16 protein-coding genes and 1 pseudogene are annotated in these 15503 nt (G+C 61.3%); 10 read left to right on the top strand and 7 right to left on the bottom strand.

The window, feature by feature from the left end:
* Nucleotides 1-38: 38 nt before the first annotated feature.
* Nucleotides 39-245, bottom strand: coding sequence for a hypothetical protein (locus ACEN2S_RS19690; RefSeq protein ID WP_441869568.1), 207 nt, complete (start codon nt 243-245; stop codon nt 39-41).
* Between the two features lie 13 nt (nt 246-258).
* Nucleotides 259-483 carry a DUF2188 domain-containing protein gene (locus tag ACEN2S_RS19685; protein WP_441869565.1) on the bottom strand — a complete coding sequence of 75 codons (225 nt, stop codon included), beginning with the start codon at nt 481-483 and terminating at the stop codon, nt 259-261.
* Between the two features lie 105 nt (nt 484-588).
* On the opposite strand from ACEN2S_RS19685, the gene ACEN2S_RS19680 reads away from it, so the two are divergent.
* Together ACEN2S_RS19680 and ACEN2S_RS19675 are read left to right on the top strand one after the other, a co-directional pair.
* Entirely contained in the window at nt 589-1674 is a 1086-nt protein-coding gene (locus ACEN2S_RS19680; RefSeq protein ID WP_441869562.1) for a helix-turn-helix domain-containing protein, read from the top strand.
* Nucleotides 1671-2192 carry a type II toxin-antitoxin system VapC family toxin gene (locus ACEN2S_RS19675; protein WP_441869559.1) on the top strand — a complete coding sequence of 174 codons (522 nt, stop codon included), beginning with the start codon at nt 1671-1673 and terminating at the stop codon, nt 2190-2192. Before ACEN2S_RS19680 ends, ACEN2S_RS19675 begins: the two co-directional genes overlap by 4 nt.
* 346 nt (nt 2193-2538) lie before the next feature.
* Here ACEN2S_RS19675 and ACEN2S_RS19670 read toward each other — a convergent pair whose 3' ends face one another.
* The 4 genes from ACEN2S_RS19670 to ACEN2S_RS19655 form a co-directional block, all read right to left on the bottom strand.
* A complete protein-coding gene (locus ACEN2S_RS19670) occupies nt 2539-3444 on the bottom strand; it encodes a sugar phosphate isomerase/epimerase family protein (RefSeq protein WP_441869556.1) in 906 nt (301 codons plus the stop codon).
* Between the two features lie 45 nt (nt 3445-3489).
* Nucleotides 3490-4410 (bottom strand): sugar ABC transporter substrate-binding protein, encoded by a 921-nt coding sequence (locus ACEN2S_RS19665; RefSeq protein WP_441869553.1) that lies wholly within the window; start codon nt 4408-4410, stop codon nt 3490-3492.
* Between the two features lie 70 nt (nt 4411-4480).
* Complete coding sequence (locus ACEN2S_RS19660) at nt 4481-5653, bottom strand: Gfo/Idh/MocA family protein (RefSeq protein ID WP_441869550.1); 1173 nt, start codon at nt 5651-5653, stop codon at nt 4481-4483.
* Nucleotides 5650-6612 (bottom strand): TIM barrel protein, encoded by a 963-nt coding sequence (locus ACEN2S_RS19655; protein WP_441869547.1) that lies wholly within the window; start codon nt 6610-6612, stop codon nt 5650-5652. The genes ACEN2S_RS19660 and ACEN2S_RS19655 overlap by 4 nt, the downstream gene beginning before the upstream one ends.
* 143 nt (nt 6613-6755) lie before the next feature.
* On the opposite strand from ACEN2S_RS19655, the gene ACEN2S_RS19650 reads away from it, so the two are divergent.
* The 4 genes and pseudogenes from ACEN2S_RS19650 to ACEN2S_RS19635 all read left to right on the top strand — a co-directional run bounded on the left by ACEN2S_RS19650 (nt 6756) and on the right by ACEN2S_RS19635 (nt 11656).
* A complete protein-coding gene (locus ACEN2S_RS19650) occupies nt 6756-7769 on the top strand; it encodes a LacI family DNA-binding transcriptional regulator (protein WP_441869544.1) in 1014 nt (337 codons plus the stop codon).
* Nucleotides 7770-7805: 36 nt separating this feature from the next.
* Nucleotides 7806-7928, top strand: a pseudogene (locus tag ACEN2S_RS19645) (IS3 family transposase); the annotation flags it as partial.
* 243 nt (nt 7929-8171) lie between these two features.
* Nucleotides 8172-9020, top strand: a complete 849-nt coding sequence (locus ACEN2S_RS19640) for a M48 family metalloprotease (protein ID WP_441869541.1) — start codon at nt 8172-8174, stop codon at nt 9018-9020.
* Nucleotides 9021-9802: 782 nt separating this feature from the next.
* Entirely contained in the window at nt 9803-11656 is a 1854-nt protein-coding gene (locus tag ACEN2S_RS19635; RefSeq protein WP_441869538.1) for a ParB/RepB/Spo0J family partition protein, read from the top strand.
* 379 nt (nt 11657-12035) lie between these two features.
* Here ACEN2S_RS19635 and ACEN2S_RS19630 read toward each other — a convergent pair whose 3' ends face one another.
* Complete coding sequence (locus ACEN2S_RS19630) at nt 12036-12350, bottom strand: H-NS histone family protein (protein ID WP_441869535.1); 315 nt, start codon at nt 12348-12350, stop codon at nt 12036-12038.
* A 1059-nt stretch (nt 12351-13409) separates the two neighbouring features.
* Here ACEN2S_RS19630 and ACEN2S_RS19625 point away from each other — a divergent pair.
* The 4 genes from ACEN2S_RS19625 to ACEN2S_RS19610 all read left to right on the top strand — a co-directional run bounded on the left by ACEN2S_RS19625 (nt 13410) and on the right by ACEN2S_RS19610 (nt 15493).
* On the top strand, nt 13410-13658 hold the full coding sequence (locus ACEN2S_RS19625) for a hypothetical protein (protein WP_441869532.1): 249 nt from the start codon (nt 13410-13412) through the stop codon (nt 13656-13658).
* Nucleotides 13655-14035 carry a DUF3768 domain-containing protein gene (locus tag ACEN2S_RS19620; RefSeq protein ID WP_441869529.1) on the top strand — a complete coding sequence of 127 codons (381 nt, stop codon included), beginning with the start codon at nt 13655-13657 and terminating at the stop codon, nt 14033-14035. The genes ACEN2S_RS19625 and ACEN2S_RS19620 overlap by 4 nt, the downstream gene beginning before the upstream one ends.
* 60 nt (nt 14036-14095) lie before the next feature.
* On the top strand, nt 14096-14869 hold the full coding sequence (locus ACEN2S_RS19615) for an N-6 DNA methylase (protein WP_441869526.1): 774 nt from the start codon (nt 14096-14098) through the stop codon (nt 14867-14869).
* A gap of 120 nt (nt 14870-14989) precedes the next feature.
* Complete coding sequence (locus tag ACEN2S_RS19610) at nt 14990-15493, top strand: hypothetical protein (RefSeq protein ID WP_441869523.1); 504 nt, start codon at nt 14990-14992, stop codon at nt 15491-15493.
* The last annotated feature ends 10 nt before the right edge of the window (nt 15494-15503 follow it).

Raw genomic sequence — 15503 nt, 5'->3', positions numbered from 1 at the left:
GGGGGTTTCTGTGTTATTGCCACCATATCTTGACGCACTCAGCGAAGACGACGGGTCAACCGGTCGATCTGATCCGGCGAACCTTCTGCGATGTAGCCCTCGCGCGTCTTCTTGATCCGGACGCCCGGCCCTGCCGCCTTGCGGATGCTCTCTTCGACGGCGTGCTTCGCCGCCTTCGTCAGCTCGCACTCGATCTGGCTGGCCGACGTGACCTTGCGGCCGTTGATCTTCATCTCGAACTTCATCGGTTAGTGCTCCTTAGCCCTTCGGCGGGAAGGGGTCCGCCCCGTAGGTGTTGCGTTCGCGGATGCGGCCGTTCTCGCCATGGATCAGCATCTCGCTGCCCTGGCGCATGGCGGTTTCACGCGCGGCCGCTATGGCCTCACGCTGCGTGCCGTGGACGGAAGACGCACGCTCATTGCCTGCCCCCTTCACTGCCCAACCGCTCTGATGCGGCACAACATGCTGATTTTTCTTAGACATTTCGGACCTCATGTGTTGATTTCGGTTGACAATTTTGCAACTTGGTGTTTATATATATCATAAGAAAATGCGTTTATCAACCAACAAGCCAAAGGGAGAGATGGCATGTTCGCGGATCGGCTGAAGCTGGCAAGAAAGAGGGCGGGACTGTCGTTGCAAGCCCTGTCGGAACGCGTCTCCCCGCCCGTTTCCGCCCAAGCGATCAGCAAATACGAGGGCGGCAAGATGATGCCCTCCTCTTCGGTCCTCGTCGGCCTTGGCAAAGCCCTCGGCGTATCGCTCGACTTTCTGATGAGTGGCCAGGTCGCGGAATTGTCCGGCGTCGAGTTTCGGAAGCATTCCGGAACCTCGGCCAAGGACCGCGCCCATGCCGAAGCTCTCGTGATCGAGAAGCTGGAAGACTACCTCGCCGTCGAAGACATTCTCGGCCTCGAAGAGACTGCCGATCCGTTCGTGGAGGTTCGGTGCGATGCCGTAGGCTCGCCCGACGAAATCGAACACAAGGCACGGGAGTTGCGGCGCAAATGGGAGCTCGGAAACGATCCTATCCCCAGCATCACCGATCTTCTTGAAAAGAAGGGGGTCAAGGTGATCGAGGCGGACCTTCCGGAGCGGTTCGATGGGCTGGCCTGTGCCGTGAAGCGCACCGGCGGCAAGCCAGATACTGAAGTTGTGGTGATCTCAAGCCGCACCAATATCGAGCGCAAGCGATTCAACCTCGCGCACGAGCTGGCGCATCGTGTCATCAAGGACGTGGCCAATCCGGCCAGCATGAAGCTCGAAAAGGCGATGCACCGCTTCGCGGGAGCCTTCCTCGCGCCCGCCGATCATCTGCGCAAAGAAGTCGGCGAAGGTCGGCACGGGATCACCTATCACGAGCTGATCCGGCTGAAGCGGTTCTACGGGATGTCGGCGGCAGCCATGTTGATGCGATTGCGTGATGTCGGATTGCTGCCGGAAGCGATCGTCGATTATGCGTTCCGCACCTATGCCCGCGCCTGGCGAACCGGTGAGCCTTCTCCGATTGAAGACGGGCAGGGTCTCGGCGCATTCGAGAAACCGCTCCGCTTTGAGCGGCTGGTCTATCGGGCGCTCGCCGAAGAGATGATTTCGCCTGTGCGCGCGGCGCAGCTTCTCAAGGTTCCCCTCGCCAAGATCGAGGAAGAAATGCGGGGGCCGCGTGACCAGTGACCCAGAACGAAACTCCCATCGTCGTCGTCAATGACGCTTCCTGTCTCATCGACCTTCGCAAAGCGCGGCTTCTGCATCTGCTGGTGCGGCTCCCCTACCGGCTGGTGATCCCCTTACCCGTTCGGGAATCCGAACTGATCCGGTTCACCCCACAGGAATGGGCGGTGCTGGATGCCGGAATCGCGATCTTCGATTTGCCGCCCGAACGGGTGGCCGAGGCCTTCGCGGTTAAGGCCACCATCCCGAAGCTTTCTGCCAATGACTGCTTCTGCCTCGTCACGACACGCTGCCACGATGGCGCGATCCTCTTGACCGGGGACGGGCTCTTGCGCGGCGTGGCGGCGGATGACGGTCGCCGCGTGCATGGTGTGCTATGGGTGATCGATGAACTCAAGCGGTTGGCACTCTGCGGCGACGACATCTTGGCGGCGGCGCTAGAACTCTGGCGTGACGATCCGACCGTGCGGCTTCCCGCACCGCAGCTGGCGCGGCGGCTTGCTCTGTTCCGGCGAGCTTAGCGCTGCCTTTCGATGCGTATTGCGCGAGTGGCTATTTTTTTGGTTTTTTCTAGCTCGATGCCGCACCGCCAACAGACCGCTTGCCGCCCTTCGCGCCACATGTTGCAGACCGCTAGAATGTCGCTGCAAGGCGCGAACGGGCGCGGCATCAGTCTAATTGCCGTGGGGTTGGCATCTGCCGACATAACATCATGCCGACCTGCTGCTACGGGGCGCAGCGCTCACCCCGATCGTGGTCGCAAAGGTCGGGAGGCTGCCCGAGCCTCGCGCATAGGCTGCAACGGCGAATTCTGCACTACCGCCCTTGGCTCGAGCCCATTCTCGGGGCGCAGGCCAAGGTCCAATCTCAACGCTTCGGCCAATTCTGATCGATATAGCGCTGCATTTCGGCGCGCATGAATTTGCCCGACTGATCGGCCTTGTCTTCCCAGGCAAAGACACAGGCGGTCATGATGCCGTCAAAGCCAATCTCGGCCAGCGTGCCGAAGAAATCGTCCCATGGCACTTCACCCTGACCGATGTTCAGATGCTGATGCACCCGCGCCTGTGTGCCCGGCGGGTTCAGGATATAACGCAGCCCCGAGCTGGCCTTGTGGTTGAACGTATCGCCGACATGCACATGCGCCAGCACATCCTTGGCCTCGCGCAGCATCGCCTTGGTGTCATCGCCGAAATAGAAGGTATGCGGCGCGCAATAGAGGAATTTCACATTCTTCGAATTCACCGTGCGGATGATGTCGAGCGCCGGTTGCAGCGTCTCGCACCAATCCTCGGGGTGGGGTTCGACGTTCAACTGGATCCCCTCGCGCTCGAAAATCGGCACCAGCTCTTCCATCGAGCGCCACCAGGCATCCTCGCAGGCTTCGATCATCGAGCCGGTATGGCAGCAATAGCACGAGCCCTTGTCCGGATGCGGACCGCGGCCGAATTCCGAGTTCATCGTGTCAACACCCAGCTCGACGGCAATCTCGATCGCGCGTTTCCAATGCTTGACCGCCGCCTGCCGCTCGGTCTCGTCATTCGAGGCCCAGCGGTACATCGGCAGCAGGCTGGCAATGCCGACTTCGGCCCCTTTCAGCGCCTTCTTGAAGCTCTGGAGCCGGTCCGGGAACACCCGCGGCGCCTTGAACCATTCCAGAAAATCGCCGCGCGGGCTCATTTCGATCCAGTCGAAGCCAAGTTCCTTCACCTTGTAGGGCAGCTCTTCCAACGGCAGGTGCCGGTGCATGAACGGGTCGATGGCTATGCGCATCAGGGTCTCCTCCCTAAGGGATGCGGGCGCGGTGCCCGCATCGGTTCACTGATAATCGTGGATATTCGCCGCGGTCACCGGCTCGAAGGGCACCCAGATGGTGCCCGGCACGGTCTCGCCCCCGGCCATGGCAAGGGCGCTTTGTAGGGCCACGGCGCCCTGTTTGGTGGCGTTCTGGAACACGGTCACATCCAGATCCCCGGCCGCCATCGCCGCCAGACCATCCGGCGTCGCATCGATCCCGGCCACCACCACGCTGTCCATGGCCCGGCCCGCGGATTTCAGCGCCTGAATCGCGCCGATCGCCATTTCGTCGTTATTGGCGATGATCGCGTCAAATTCGACACCCGAGGTCACCCAGTTGGTCGTCAGATCCGCGCCCTGCGTCCGGTTCCAGTTGCCAACCTGTTTGTCGACGATCTGCAGGCCCGCGCAGTCCGGCGTGGCGATGACATCCTCGATATCCTTGGTCCGGACCAGAGAGGCCTCGTTCTCCAGCGGCCCCATCAGCACCAGCACCTTGCCCTGGCCGCCCAACATCGCGCAGACCGCCTGAGTTTGCATCGTGCCGCTGTCGACCTCGTTCGAGCCGACAAAGGCGGTGCCGGCGGGCATCGCCTTTTCCTCGGCCGGCGGGTGGTTCACGTAGACCAGCGGGATCCCCGCCTCCAGCGCCAGCGCGGTCATCGCCGGGGTCGCCGAGCCATCCACCGCATTGACGATGATCGCATCGACGCCATTGGCGATAAAGTTCTGCACCTGGTTCATCTGCCGCGCGACATCAAGCTGTGCATCCTCCAGCACCAGCTCAAGCCCGTCATGACCTGCCGCCTCGGCCTTGATCCCGTCCAGCAGGATGGTCAGGAACGGATTGTCGAACGAGGTCATCGCCACACCGATCCGGGTATCCGCCAGAGCAGGCAGCGCAATCACGGCCAGTGCCGTGCCCAACAACAATGATTTCAACTAACTTCCTCCCTCAATGCACGGCGCCGGGGCGACGCGCCCCGGCTGACCGATCCTGTCGCGCGCGGGGTCAGGCGTAATCGACCCAGACCCCGCCCTGATCGGCAGAACGCACGCAATTCTCCACCCAGCGCACGCCCTCGACTCCGGCCTCGATCCCCGGATAGCGCAGCCCCGCCACCCGTTCCGGGCTGCCCGCGTCCTGTGCCTCCATCGCGAGGGCGAAGCGGTAGTAGAGATTGGCCCAGGCCTCGAACAGGCCCTCGGGGTGGCCGCCGCCGATGCGGTCATCGGCAAGGCTCGCCGGGTTGAGATAGCCCATACCGCGCTCGAGGATCTTCACCGGCTCGCCCTGCACCTCCAGCCGCAACTGGTTCGGCTGTTCATCCCACCATTCCAGCGAGGCGCGGGCGCCAACGATCCGCACCTTCTGGCCATGCATCGACCCGGCATTGATCGCCGAGGACCAGACCGTGCCAAAGGCGCCGCCCTCATATTCCATCAGCGTCATCGCATTATCTTCGAGCGGCGCGCGCGAGGCGATGAAGCTTTGCCGCGCGCAAAGCAGGCGTTTGATCTTCAGATCGGGGCAGATCACCTCGGAGAGATAAAGCGGATGCGTGCCGATATCGCCCAGCACATAGGACGGCCCGGCGAATTTCGGATCGACCCGCCAGCGCGTCGCCGGATTGGCCAGCTCCACCGCCTCATTGTGGAAGCCATGGGCAAATTGCAGGTTCACCAGCCGGATCTCGCCCAGCACGCCCTCGGCGACAAGCCGGGCGGCCTCTTCGATCATCTGATGCCCGGAATAGCCGTAGGTCACGCCGACAATCAGCCCACGCGCCGCGGCCAGCGCCTGCAACTCCAGCGCCTCGGCAGTGGTGAAGGTCAGCGGCTTTTCGCAGACCACATGGATCCCGGCCTCCAGCGCCGCCTTGGTGATGGCGTAATGGGTGTTGTTCGGCGTGGCAATCGACACCGCGCGGATACCGTCGGCGCGGGCAGCTTCGGCGGCGAACATCTCGACATAGGTCGGATAGCAGCGCGCGGGATTAAGGCCCAGCTCTGCGCCGAAGGCCCGGCCGCGCGCCGGATCGAGGTCAAAGGCCCCGGCGACCAGCTCGAAATAGCGGTCACGGGTCGCGGCCGAGCGGTGGATATAGCCGATCTGGCTGCCCTTGCCGCCGCCAACCATGCCCCAGCGCAGGGTGGATTTCGTCAGACGGTCACCATGGATCATGCTGTCACCTCGGAGTTTGCAGAAATAGCGGCAGGCCCGAAGCCGACCGAGTGCAGATAATCGCGCGAGAGTTTCACATCGGCGAGCGAGCCCCCGGCGTTGCGCGGGTCGCGTTCCTGTTCGACGGTGATGAACCCGCCATAACCCTTGGCGCGCAGGAAAGCATGGATCGCCGGATAGTCGATGACCCCCTGACCGATCGGGCACATCACGCCTTGGGCGCAGGCCTCGAAGAACCGGATGGTCTCGCCCATCACCTGGTCAAAGACCGCGCGGTCGATATCCTTGAAATGGATGTAATCGATGCGGTCCCAATAGGTCGCGAGCACCGCCAGCGGATCCATTCCGGCATAGAGCGTATGGCCGGTGTCGATGCAGAAGCCAGCCAGATCGGCGGGGATATCAGCGGCGATCTGCGCGATCTCATCGGCAAATTCGATATAGCCCCCGGCATGGGGATGGATCACTGCGCGCACGCCAAATTCATCCCGGGCCACCGTGGCAATGGCGCGGATATTCGCCACCATGCCTGCCCAGGCGGCCGGGTCGAGCCGAGGTGCGCGGTCGCCATGACCCGCCGCGAAGTCGCGCACGTCGTGACCCCAGTCCATCACCGTCAGATAGGGCGCGTCATAGCGCTGGCCCGGTACGCGCGGCGGCCGCGGCAGGGCGGTGATCAGCGCGCAGATCTCGCGGGTCTGGCGCAAGAGATTTTCGCGGTTTCCGGACGCCACCAGATCGTCAAAGATCGTGCCCGCCACGATATAGAGCCCGCGCGCCGCCAACTCCCGCGAAACGGTCGGCACATCCAGCGGCACATAGCCATAGGGCCCGAGTTCCAGCCCGCCATAACCCGCCGCCGCCGCTTCATCGAGCACCCGCCGCCAGTCCGGCAGATGCGGATTGCGCACATCATCGACGCCCCAGCAGCAGGGCGCTGTGGTCACTGTGATTGACATTTTGATATCCTCCCCGGTGCGGCCGGGCCGCCACCTGATCCTCTGCGCCAGGATAGCTCTGGCCCTTGCGGGCGGGAACGGTTTCGTTGATGGTTTTCCATCAGAACCCACGTTCAAGCATGGCGATACAGGCAAGGAAAACCATGGCAAAAAAGGTAAAACTGACCGATATCGCCGCGGCCGCCGGGGTCTCGATCGCCACGGTGGACCGGGTGGTGAACGGGCGCGGCGGCGTCACCGCGGATAAGGAAGCGGCGGTGCTGGCGGCGGCGCAAAGCCTGGGACTGGACCGCAAGCTGGCGTTGCAGCCGACCCGGACCCTGCGGGTGGCGGTGCTGATGCAGCCGCCCGGCAATCCGTTCCATGCGCTGCTACGCGATGGGGTCGAGGCGTTGCGCGATCTCTATCAGCCGCTGAACCTGCAACTGCTGATCCATCACCTTGACCCGAACCAACCCGCCGAGACCGCGGCACGGATCCGGCAGTTGGCGGCGGGGCATGACGGGCTGATCCTCTGCGCGCCGGAGTCACCGCAGATCGCCGCCGCCCTGCGTGTGGTGTCGGGAAAGCTGCCGGTGGTGACTTTGGCAACCGACATCCCCGACAGCGGCCGCGCCGCCTATATCGGGCCGGACGACACCCGGGCGGGCCGGGTGGCGGCGGATCTGATGGGGGTGTTTCTCGGCCCCGCCGGCGGCGAGATCGTGATGATGGCCGGGCGGCTGGACATTGCCGGTCACCGCGCCCGCGCCGAAGGTTTTCGCGCGGCGCTGGCACGCTGGCATCCGCAATGCGCGCTGGTCGAGGTGGTGGAAACCGGCGAAACGCTGGATGCCCCCGCCGCCCATCTGCGCCGCGCCTTGCGCAACCGGCCCGGGTTACGCGGCATCTATCTGGCCTCGGTCGGCAGTGCCGGGCTGGTCCGCTGCCTGGAGGAACTGGGGCTGAGCGGTCAGATCCGCCTCATTACCCATGAGCTGACCCCGAACCGCCGCGCACTGCTCGCGCAGCGCAAGCTGAGCGCGGTGATCGATCAGGCGCCGCTGACCGAGGTCCGTCTGGCGGGCGAGGCGATGGCGCGACTGCTCGACCGTATGCCCGGCACAGCGCAATCGATCAGCACCGAGATCCGGATCTATATGCCGGAAAACTGCTGAGCTCCGCACTTGTCAGGGCGCATGCGCTTCTTGGCGGCCCATAAGGTTTACCCCAGCGGCGAAGATGCACCCGCTGACGTCTTCGACGACATCGAGCGCTACCAGAACCCGCGCAGGCGGCATTCAAAATTGGGATATCTCAGCCCCATGAAGTTCTAGGCTTATTCCACGCTAGCTTAACCCGCCGTCCACAAAACCGGTAGCGGCACAAGGATGCCACTCGTCTCCCAACGGTCGGCATACTGACGGATCCGCCACGGGCCGGCCGATGGAAAAGACATGCAGTCTTACGGACCCTTCGCATTTTCAAGGAAATGGCCTTTTCATCATCACGGGGCCGTGATCATTTGCAGTGGTTGACTATGACATCGATCCGTAATTCGGCACCAAAGGAATAATGTGATGGCGTTTTCGAGTGTTGCGCGGGCTTTTTCCGCGCTTGGGGTCTGCTTTTCGCTTTGCGCATGCGGCACGACGTACACCCTTCCGGGCATCGGTGAGAGCGAAGCAGGTCGCGCGACAGCAATGTTTGCCGAAGCCAAGGCGGCTCCGCCCCGCCGTTTGGCAAGTGCGAGCACGGGTGAAAGCCGCTTTCGCAAAGTTGCGGCCCGGATCCAACCCGTTGCCCGCCAATTCTGCGAGACTGAACTCGCACAGGCGCGGACAGTGGATTGCAACGTGAAGCTGGAAATTGATCGAGAGATGACAGAGCGGAACGCCTATTTCACCTATGCCGGGTCGGGGAATACTTCTCCGGTCATACGCTTCTCAGTACCGATCCTTCAGGATGCAGCGAGCGATGACGAAGTGGCCTTTATACTGGGACACGAATACGGCCATCTGATTGGCCAGCACATCATCAAGCAGCAGCAGCAGGCGATGGCCGGGGCGCTGATACTGGGTGCATTGACCGCATATGGAAATGCTCAGGCTGCCAGCGCGGGCCAGTATTACGATCCAAACGCTGTCGACAGAAATATGCAACTCGGCGCCGCCGTGGGGCAAACAGCATTCTCTCAAACCTATGAGCTGGAAAGTGATATGCTGGGCACCCGGATTGCTGAGGCTGCAGGCTATGATCCAATCAAGGGGGCGCAATTCTTCGCGCGCGACGAGACCGCGCGGTCAACTGAAGGAAAGCTGTCGTTTTGGGGGACGCATCCGGCGGATGCCAAGCGTCTCGCCGTTGTGATTGCCACAATGGACCAAATTAAAGCGCAGAAAGAGCTTACGCGGAAAGTGGTTCAGTAATCGCGTCGGTATGCCGAGGCAGGCACCTCGGTTCCCGAATGTTACCGCGCATTACATGCCCCGCGTGAGACACGTCACTATCGACCTCGCAAGCAAGTGCCACAGCCCTTTGGTCTGTTGACCGACAGACGGCGGCAGCCACAGAGGCCGTTGCGATCAGATTTAGCCAAAGTCGATCTCAAACCGGATCTGTCAGCCGAACGCGGCGGAACACTACTTACCCCTGATATGGGGGGGAGAAGCGATCAGCCAGCACGACAAACTGAGTTGTGCAAACCTAGGACCCAAGCGCGGGGCCCATTCCAACACTTCCTCTTCTGGGGAATGAACGGAGCATGCTGATGCTCCGCCTGCTGCGCGCGGATGTGTGCAGGAGAACCTTGCCAGAAAGATGGCCCGGAGAGCCGCGACGCACTCGCGGCTCGCAACACGTTCAATCGACAGGACGTAGGATCGACGGGCTGACCCGCTCACCCACGACCTGGTGTGACCCTGTTCCTTAGGTCCGCCCAACAGACCTGCGCCGGAAAGTCAAAAGACAAGCGCCGCCACAGGCGTCGTCTTCGCCGGGGCCGTGTCCTCGGCCTGCGGCCTGCGGGCCGCACCACCCCCAGCTGCGATCCTTTGACTGTCCGGTGCAGGCCCGTGGGTCGGGCTGCGCCCTCTCCCACTCTGTTCCGCCGAAAACATGTGTTTTCGGTCAGATCAGATTGGCCGAGGCGCTGCCCATCGGCGGATGGAAGGCAACAAGCTTCCCCGCCCCACCATAAAGGAGGCCTCACATGGCAAAGTATCAAAAGATCACCCCAACCGAAGCCCGTTTTCCCCTTGAGAAACTGACCCTGTCAGCAATGAACCCGCGCCAGTCCGTTCCTCAAACCGAGATAGAGGAATTGGCGGAAAGCATTTGGGCGGCGGGGCTGATCCAATCCATCGCCGGTCTGGCAGATGGCGAGGGTGGTGTTGAAATCGTCGCCGGTGGCCGCCGCCTGCGCGCCTTGCAACATTTGGCGGAAAAGCATTCCGATCTGGCGAAACTCCGGCCCGACCTTGCAAACCCGCTGGTGATGCTGGCACCGGACGCGGCAACCGCGCAATCCTGGGCCAATCTTGAAAACGTCGTCCGCCGTGATTTGCATCCGGCAGAGGAAATCCGCGCCTATGGCAAAATGGCAGAAGATGGTGCCACCCCGGCGAGCATCGCCCGGTCCTTTGCGGTGACCGAAAAGCACGTTTACCGCCGACTGGCCTTGGCCACTTTGCCCGCACCGATACTGGATGCGCTGGCCGCCAATGACATCAGCCTGTCGATGGCCGCCTGTTTCACCATCTGTGACGACACAGATCATGCCCTTGAAATTCTGGCGCAATGCCGGGGCAGCGCGTGGAGCGATTACAATCTCAAAGCGGCCCTCAAACCCGCCGCAATCAAGGCAACGGATCGGCGCGCAGTATTTGTGGGGTTGGAAGCCTACAAAGAGGCGGGCGGCGGGGTCACCTGCGATCTCTTCGCGGAAAATACCTATCTGGAGGACCCTGCACTTCTGGACCGGCTTTTCAACGAAGCGCTGGAAGGGATGAAGCCGCAGGTCGCGGTGCGCGGCTGGAAATGGGTCGAAGCCCGCACCGAGGTGGTGCATTTCGGCTGGTATGACGTCCAGCAAGAGCAGATGACACAGCTTTCTGTCGCACGAGGTGTGCTGACCGACGAGCAGGCAACCCGTTATGACGCTCTTGCGGAAATGCTCGAGACTGGTGCCCTTGATGAAGCAGGACAAACGGAACTGGACACCCTGCAGAGCATTCTGGATGGCGGCTACACCGAGGATCAGAAGGCAGTGGCCGGGGCTATCATCTATGTGACCCGGGATGGCGAGGTCCGGGTCGCTGAGGGGCTCATTTTGCCCGAGGACAAAGCCACGGCCCGCGCTGCCGGTCTCATCGCCCGAACCAGCGAGAGCGACCGCGAAGAAAAACCGAAATCGCTGATCTCTCACGCGCTCGCAGAGGATCTGGGTCGTGTCATGACCGGTGCGCGGCAGCATGCCTCCCTGGGTGATCCCGATCTGCTGCTTTCCCTCTTGGCCTACGAACTGAGCGGGGAGATGGGTCACCGCCACGCATTCGGCATCCGCACCGATGATGTGCCGAACATGCCGACGACCGGCGAAAGTGGTTATGCTCTGGATGCGCGCCTGACGACCCCCACCAGCCGCCCCGCCGATCCTTGGGGGTCAGACGTCGCCGAGGGTTTCGAAGCGTTCCGTCAGCAAGGTCGCGATCACAATTTGGCCGAACTCACCCGGCATCTGGCCGCGTTGCTGACCGGGGGTGATGCGAAACTGCGGGCGTTGATCGATGCGGAAGTGGTTACCGCCCCGCGCATGGTGTGGACACCTACTGTCGCAAACATGTGGAACCGCGTGCCCGGAACCTATCGTGTGATGGTATGGCGGGACCTTCTCGACTTGTCAGACGATCATCCGACGGCAACGAGCTTTGCCAAGATGAAAAAGGCCGAGCAGGCTGACCGACTGGAAAAGCTCTTCACCGATGAAGCATTCCGCAGCGCCCTCGGGGTTTCTAAAGCACAGGCAGAGAAAATCGCTCATTGGCTACCCGATTGCATGGCCTGAATAAGCGGCAGGGCGCGAAAGCGCCCTGCCCTTCTCGATCAGTAAAAGGTAGGACACAATGAGGATTGACGTACCGTCACACTACTTGACGACCACAAAGAGACATCAATCATGTCGATCGCTGCCGGAACTTTGATCCGGTTACGGCAAGTCCCCCCCTGCCCCGCCCAGAATGAACAGCCTTTACCCGTGGACCACTCAGCCGGGTGGATTGTCCTGCTGCTTCCCGGCACCGCGCCAAGAAGCAGCAGGACCGGCGCTGCCCGCGCAGGGGCCGCGGTGCGGCGGCCCAAACCAGATTGCGATGCTTAAAAGCGCCTAAGCCGAACAGCAAAAATTCAAAGAGCGCTTTTGGCCGAAATAACTCTCGGCCAAAAAATCAGATCGCGAGATCCGCCAGAGACTTGCCCGCTTCAAGCGCAGCTTGCACCCAGCCTGGCTTACGCCCCCGCCCGGTCCAGGTTTGATCAGCATTTTCGGGGTTGATGTATTTCGCAGCCGCCGGCTTACGCTTTTTCACGATATTAAGGCCCGTCAGATCCGCCAGCGAAAAGCCCATACGCTGTGCCGCCGCGTCCAACTCCATCAGTGCCTCTTGCTTCCTGCGGTCTTCAAACGAGGCAATCGCCCGTTCTACCCGGGATTGCAGGTCGCTCAGTTCTTTGAGGGAAAGCTGGTCCAGATCGAGGTTCATCACATATTCCTTTGCCGTTTCGCGCCGTATATTCATCTCTGCAAAGCATAGCGCAAGGTCTGAACAATTCATTGGCGCGAAATATCAAAGCAGGAACTTGCAGATGCACATCGGTCGATAGCACGGCTATTTCGATGAAATCGGGGGGCGTTTGAAACCAAGCGTTGCGCGTTGCTGTATCGTTCGAAACCTTCGTAGAGCGGGATTGTTCCAGCAACAGGATCCGCAGCGTATGTGAAACACAATTTTATACAATAGGCCCAGACAGCCCCAGCTGGAATTAAGGTCTCAAAGTGTTCGACGGTTGGAAATCCATAAGATAGCCCGCCAAAAACCACTACATTCAGAGCTATTCAGCATGTGATCCTGATGAACTGGCGAACCCCGGGCTTCCCGGGACGGGCCCTAATCGCGTGCCGGGAAGCCGGCCCGCGATCCGAGCCGATGCGCCCTGCCCTCCCTGGCGCCGGAAAACGGCTGCAACAGTCTCGAAGAGCCAGTGGCAGCCGCGCCACCATGGTCGGTCAGTGCACCCTGTCTCGACCCATTCGGGTAACTGTCCCTTTCGCAGCGTGACCTTTTCACCAGAAGCAATCGCGTGGGCATATGCATTGGAATGAAGTGCGCTCGCCCGCTGCGCCACCAAGACAACCTCCAGATTCAGATAAACGAGAGAGAGCCGCGCCTCAGGCCCGGCTCGTGGCCGAATAAACAGACAGTTCAGCGGATCGACGGGCCGTGCCCGCTCACCCCCTGCCCTGCGGTCATTTCTGTATTGGAGATCCGCCCAACAGACCTGCACCGGAAAGTCAAAAGACAAGCGCCGCCACAGGCGTCGTCTTCGCCGGGGCCGTGTCCTCGGCCTGCGGCCTGCGGGCCGCACCACCCCCAGCTGCGATCCTTTGACTATCCGGGGCAGGCCCGTGGGTCGGGCTGCGCCCTCTCCCACTCTGTTCCGCCGAAAACATGCGTTTTCGGTCAGATCAGATTGGCCGAGGCGCTGCCCATCGGCGGATGGAAGGCAACAAGCTTCCCCGCCCCACCACGAAAGGATCCACCATGAGTTTTCAAATTGTGCAGATGATCGAGGGGGTCATTGCCTCGGTATACGCTGACAACATCGAAGACGCCGCACATCGCCTCGGCGTGACCCTTGTCGGGATTGAGACGCGCAGAAACCTGCGCCCCTGCCTTCAGGGCCAACCGAAGATCTGGGGCTTTGTCGGCCCCTGCTACGGCGGGACTGTCGCGGGCATAGACGTGATCCGCTACGAGGACGCCAACGTGTATCGGGAGGTTTCGCAATGAGCGCGCCGTCGATAGCCGAGACGGAAATCGATGTTCAGTCCGCAGTCGTCGCCCGCCAGAACGATGCGTTCCGCGCGGCTCTCCTGTCCAACGGCGGTAGTGGCTTTCCGGGAAAGACAGTTTGCACCCAAGGGATTGCCGCAGAAGGGCCTCTGTTTATGGCTGAGTTACTGCACGCCGTCGCGACATTCGACGAATTCAACGAAGATAATGACCCTTACGGCGATCATACCTTTGGCGTTCTCGAGGTCAGCGGAACCCGCGTCTACTGGAAAATCGATCTCTACGACGAAGAATACGAGTTCGGATCTGAGGATCCAGCCGATCCAGAGCGCACGCGCCGTGTACTGACCCTGCTGCTCCCCTCCGAATACTGATGCCGCGAGCCCCTGCGCAGCTGCGCAGGGGCGCCCCTACTGCTGCCAAGGTTCCCGAAAATGACCGCACGAGACGTCGCCGTTTTTTCCAAGCGGATGAATGATATTGACCATAGCAAACGCCGCACGGAGGTTTTTCGTGATTTCTGTGAAATGGCCTATCTCGCACTGGCCAATACCACCGCACAGCCAGCGAAGTCCGATGCGACAGAAGCCGAGTACATGGCCTGCGTGAGACGCTATCGTCACAAGGACGATGTCCGCAAAATGCGGGATCTGCTGGAAATCGCCGTGGCGGCGATTGCGCCGGGGTCCCGCGACTTCCTCGGGGAAGTCGCGGCCGAACTCGGGGCGCTGGACGCCAGCCTGGGACAGTTTTTTACCCCCTACGATGTGTCGCGGCTGATCGCCGAGATGAATCTGTCTGACGCTAAAAGCATCATCGAGGATCGGGGGTTCATCACTCTGCAGGAACCTGCCGCTGGCGCGGGTGGCATGGTGATCGCCGCCGCCGATGCGCTCGAGAAACAGGGCTTTGACCCGAGGTGCTGCCTGTGGTTCGAAGCGACGGAGATCAACCGCAGCACTTTTCATATGCTGCATATTCAAACCGCCTACCGAGGGCTGGCGGGGCGAAACATCCATGGAAATTCCCTGACCGTGGAAAAATACGACTCCACCCTTACCCCCAACGCGCTGCACTTTCTGGCACAACGAGCTGCACAGCATCGGAGGGACAGCGTACAAAAATCCACCGGGACAATGGCCACGGCGGGGATAGAACGACGGACACAGTTACCGGCGAGCGATCGTCAATTGTCGCTGTTCGGCTGAACAGCGGCCCCATTTTTGGGCTGACCCGCAAGTGCATCCCGGGTTATGCTCAGGCAATTGTTTTTGATCCAGAATTTCTGACCGCCTTTTTGACTAAAGCCAATTTCAAGGACCAAGACTATGTCGTTGCCCGCACAAAGCTCACCGGTTTGGAGATCGGCCGAGCTGCTGATCGCCTTTTTTCGGGACCCAAAGGGGGTGCGCCGCGAAAAGCCCTTCGTCTGGAACCCCAAGAATTCCCGCGCGACATTGGTAGATCGGGATCAGGATCAGGAGGCTTTCGTGCAAATGGAGGCCAGCGATGGCCGCGATGTTCAGCTACGTCTGCAGCCTACCAATATCGTCGCCCGGCGAGAGGCTGGCGGCGGATGGAACGGCGTGGTCATCTCTGACACCGAAATCTCGATCCAGATTGGCGAAACCTGGATCCATGTGCGGGGGGATGGTTCCATTCGCCACGATCAGCACAAAACGACCACCTTCGTGGAGCCCGATGGATCGATCATTCGGCTCGATCCACTCTCCAAGATCACCGTATCGGCCGACGGGAGTCGCGTCGCCCGCAAGACGGACGAAAAAATCGAAGCGTTCACGCCAGAAGGGTTTGTGTCGAAAAAACTGTGATGATGCGCCT

The organism is Phaeovulum sp. W22_SRMD_FR3 (genome assembly GCF_052113705.1).
Classification (GTDB): Bacteria; Pseudomonadota; Alphaproteobacteria; order Rhodobacterales; family Rhodobacteraceae; genus JBGQOG01.
This window is presented reverse-complemented; position numbering and strand designations above follow the sequence as displayed.

Excerpts from the sequence above, each read along its gene's own strand:
- ACEN2S_RS19610 (WP_441869523.1), top strand. The coding sequence starts at position 14,990 with ATGTCGTTGCCCGCACAAAGCTCACCGGTTTGGAGATCGGCCGAGCTG.
- ACEN2S_RS19625 (WP_441869532.1), top strand. The coding sequence starts at position 13,410 with ATGAGTTTTCAAATTGTGCAGATGATCGAGGGGGTCATTGCCTCGGTA.
- ACEN2S_RS19615 (WP_441869526.1), top strand. The coding sequence starts at position 14,096 with ATGACCGCACGAGACGTCGCCGTTTTTTCCAAGCGGATGAATGATATT.
- ACEN2S_RS19635 (WP_441869538.1), top strand. The coding sequence starts at position 9,803 with ATGGCAAAGTATCAAAAGATCACCCCAACCGAAGCCCGTTTTCCCCTT.
- ACEN2S_RS19640 (WP_441869541.1), top strand. The coding sequence starts at position 8,172 with ATGGCGTTTTCGAGTGTTGCGCGGGCTTTTTCCGCGCTTGGGGTCTGC.
- ACEN2S_RS19685 (WP_441869565.1), bottom strand. The coding sequence starts at position 483 with ATGTCTAAGAAAAATCAGCATGTTGTGCCGCATCAGAGCGGTTGGGCA.
- ACEN2S_RS19630 (WP_441869535.1), bottom strand. The coding sequence starts at position 12,350 with ATGAACCTCGATCTGGACCAGCTTTCCCTCAAAGAACTGAGCGACCTG.
- ACEN2S_RS19655 (WP_441869547.1), bottom strand. The coding sequence starts at position 6,612 with ATGTCAATCACAGTGACCACAGCGCCCTGCTGCTGGGGCGTCGATGAT.
- ACEN2S_RS19620 (WP_441869529.1), top strand. The coding sequence starts at position 13,655 with ATGAGCGCGCCGTCGATAGCCGAGACGGAAATCGATGTTCAGTCCGCA.
- ACEN2S_RS19680 (WP_441869562.1), top strand. The coding sequence starts at position 589 with ATGTTCGCGGATCGGCTGAAGCTGGCAAGAAAGAGGGCGGGACTGTCG.
- ACEN2S_RS19670 (WP_441869556.1), bottom strand. The coding sequence starts at position 3,444 with ATGCGCATAGCCATCGACCCGTTCATGCACCGGCACCTGCCGTTGGAA.
- ACEN2S_RS19650 (WP_441869544.1), top strand. The coding sequence starts at position 6,756 with ATGGCAAAAAAGGTAAAACTGACCGATATCGCCGCGGCCGCCGGGGTC.
- ACEN2S_RS19660 (WP_441869550.1), bottom strand. The coding sequence starts at position 5,653 with ATGATCCATGGTGACCGTCTGACGAAATCCACCCTGCGCTGGGGCATG.
- ACEN2S_RS19690 (WP_441869568.1), bottom strand. The coding sequence starts at position 245 with ATGAAGTTCGAGATGAAGATCAACGGCCGCAAGGTCACGTCGGCCAGC.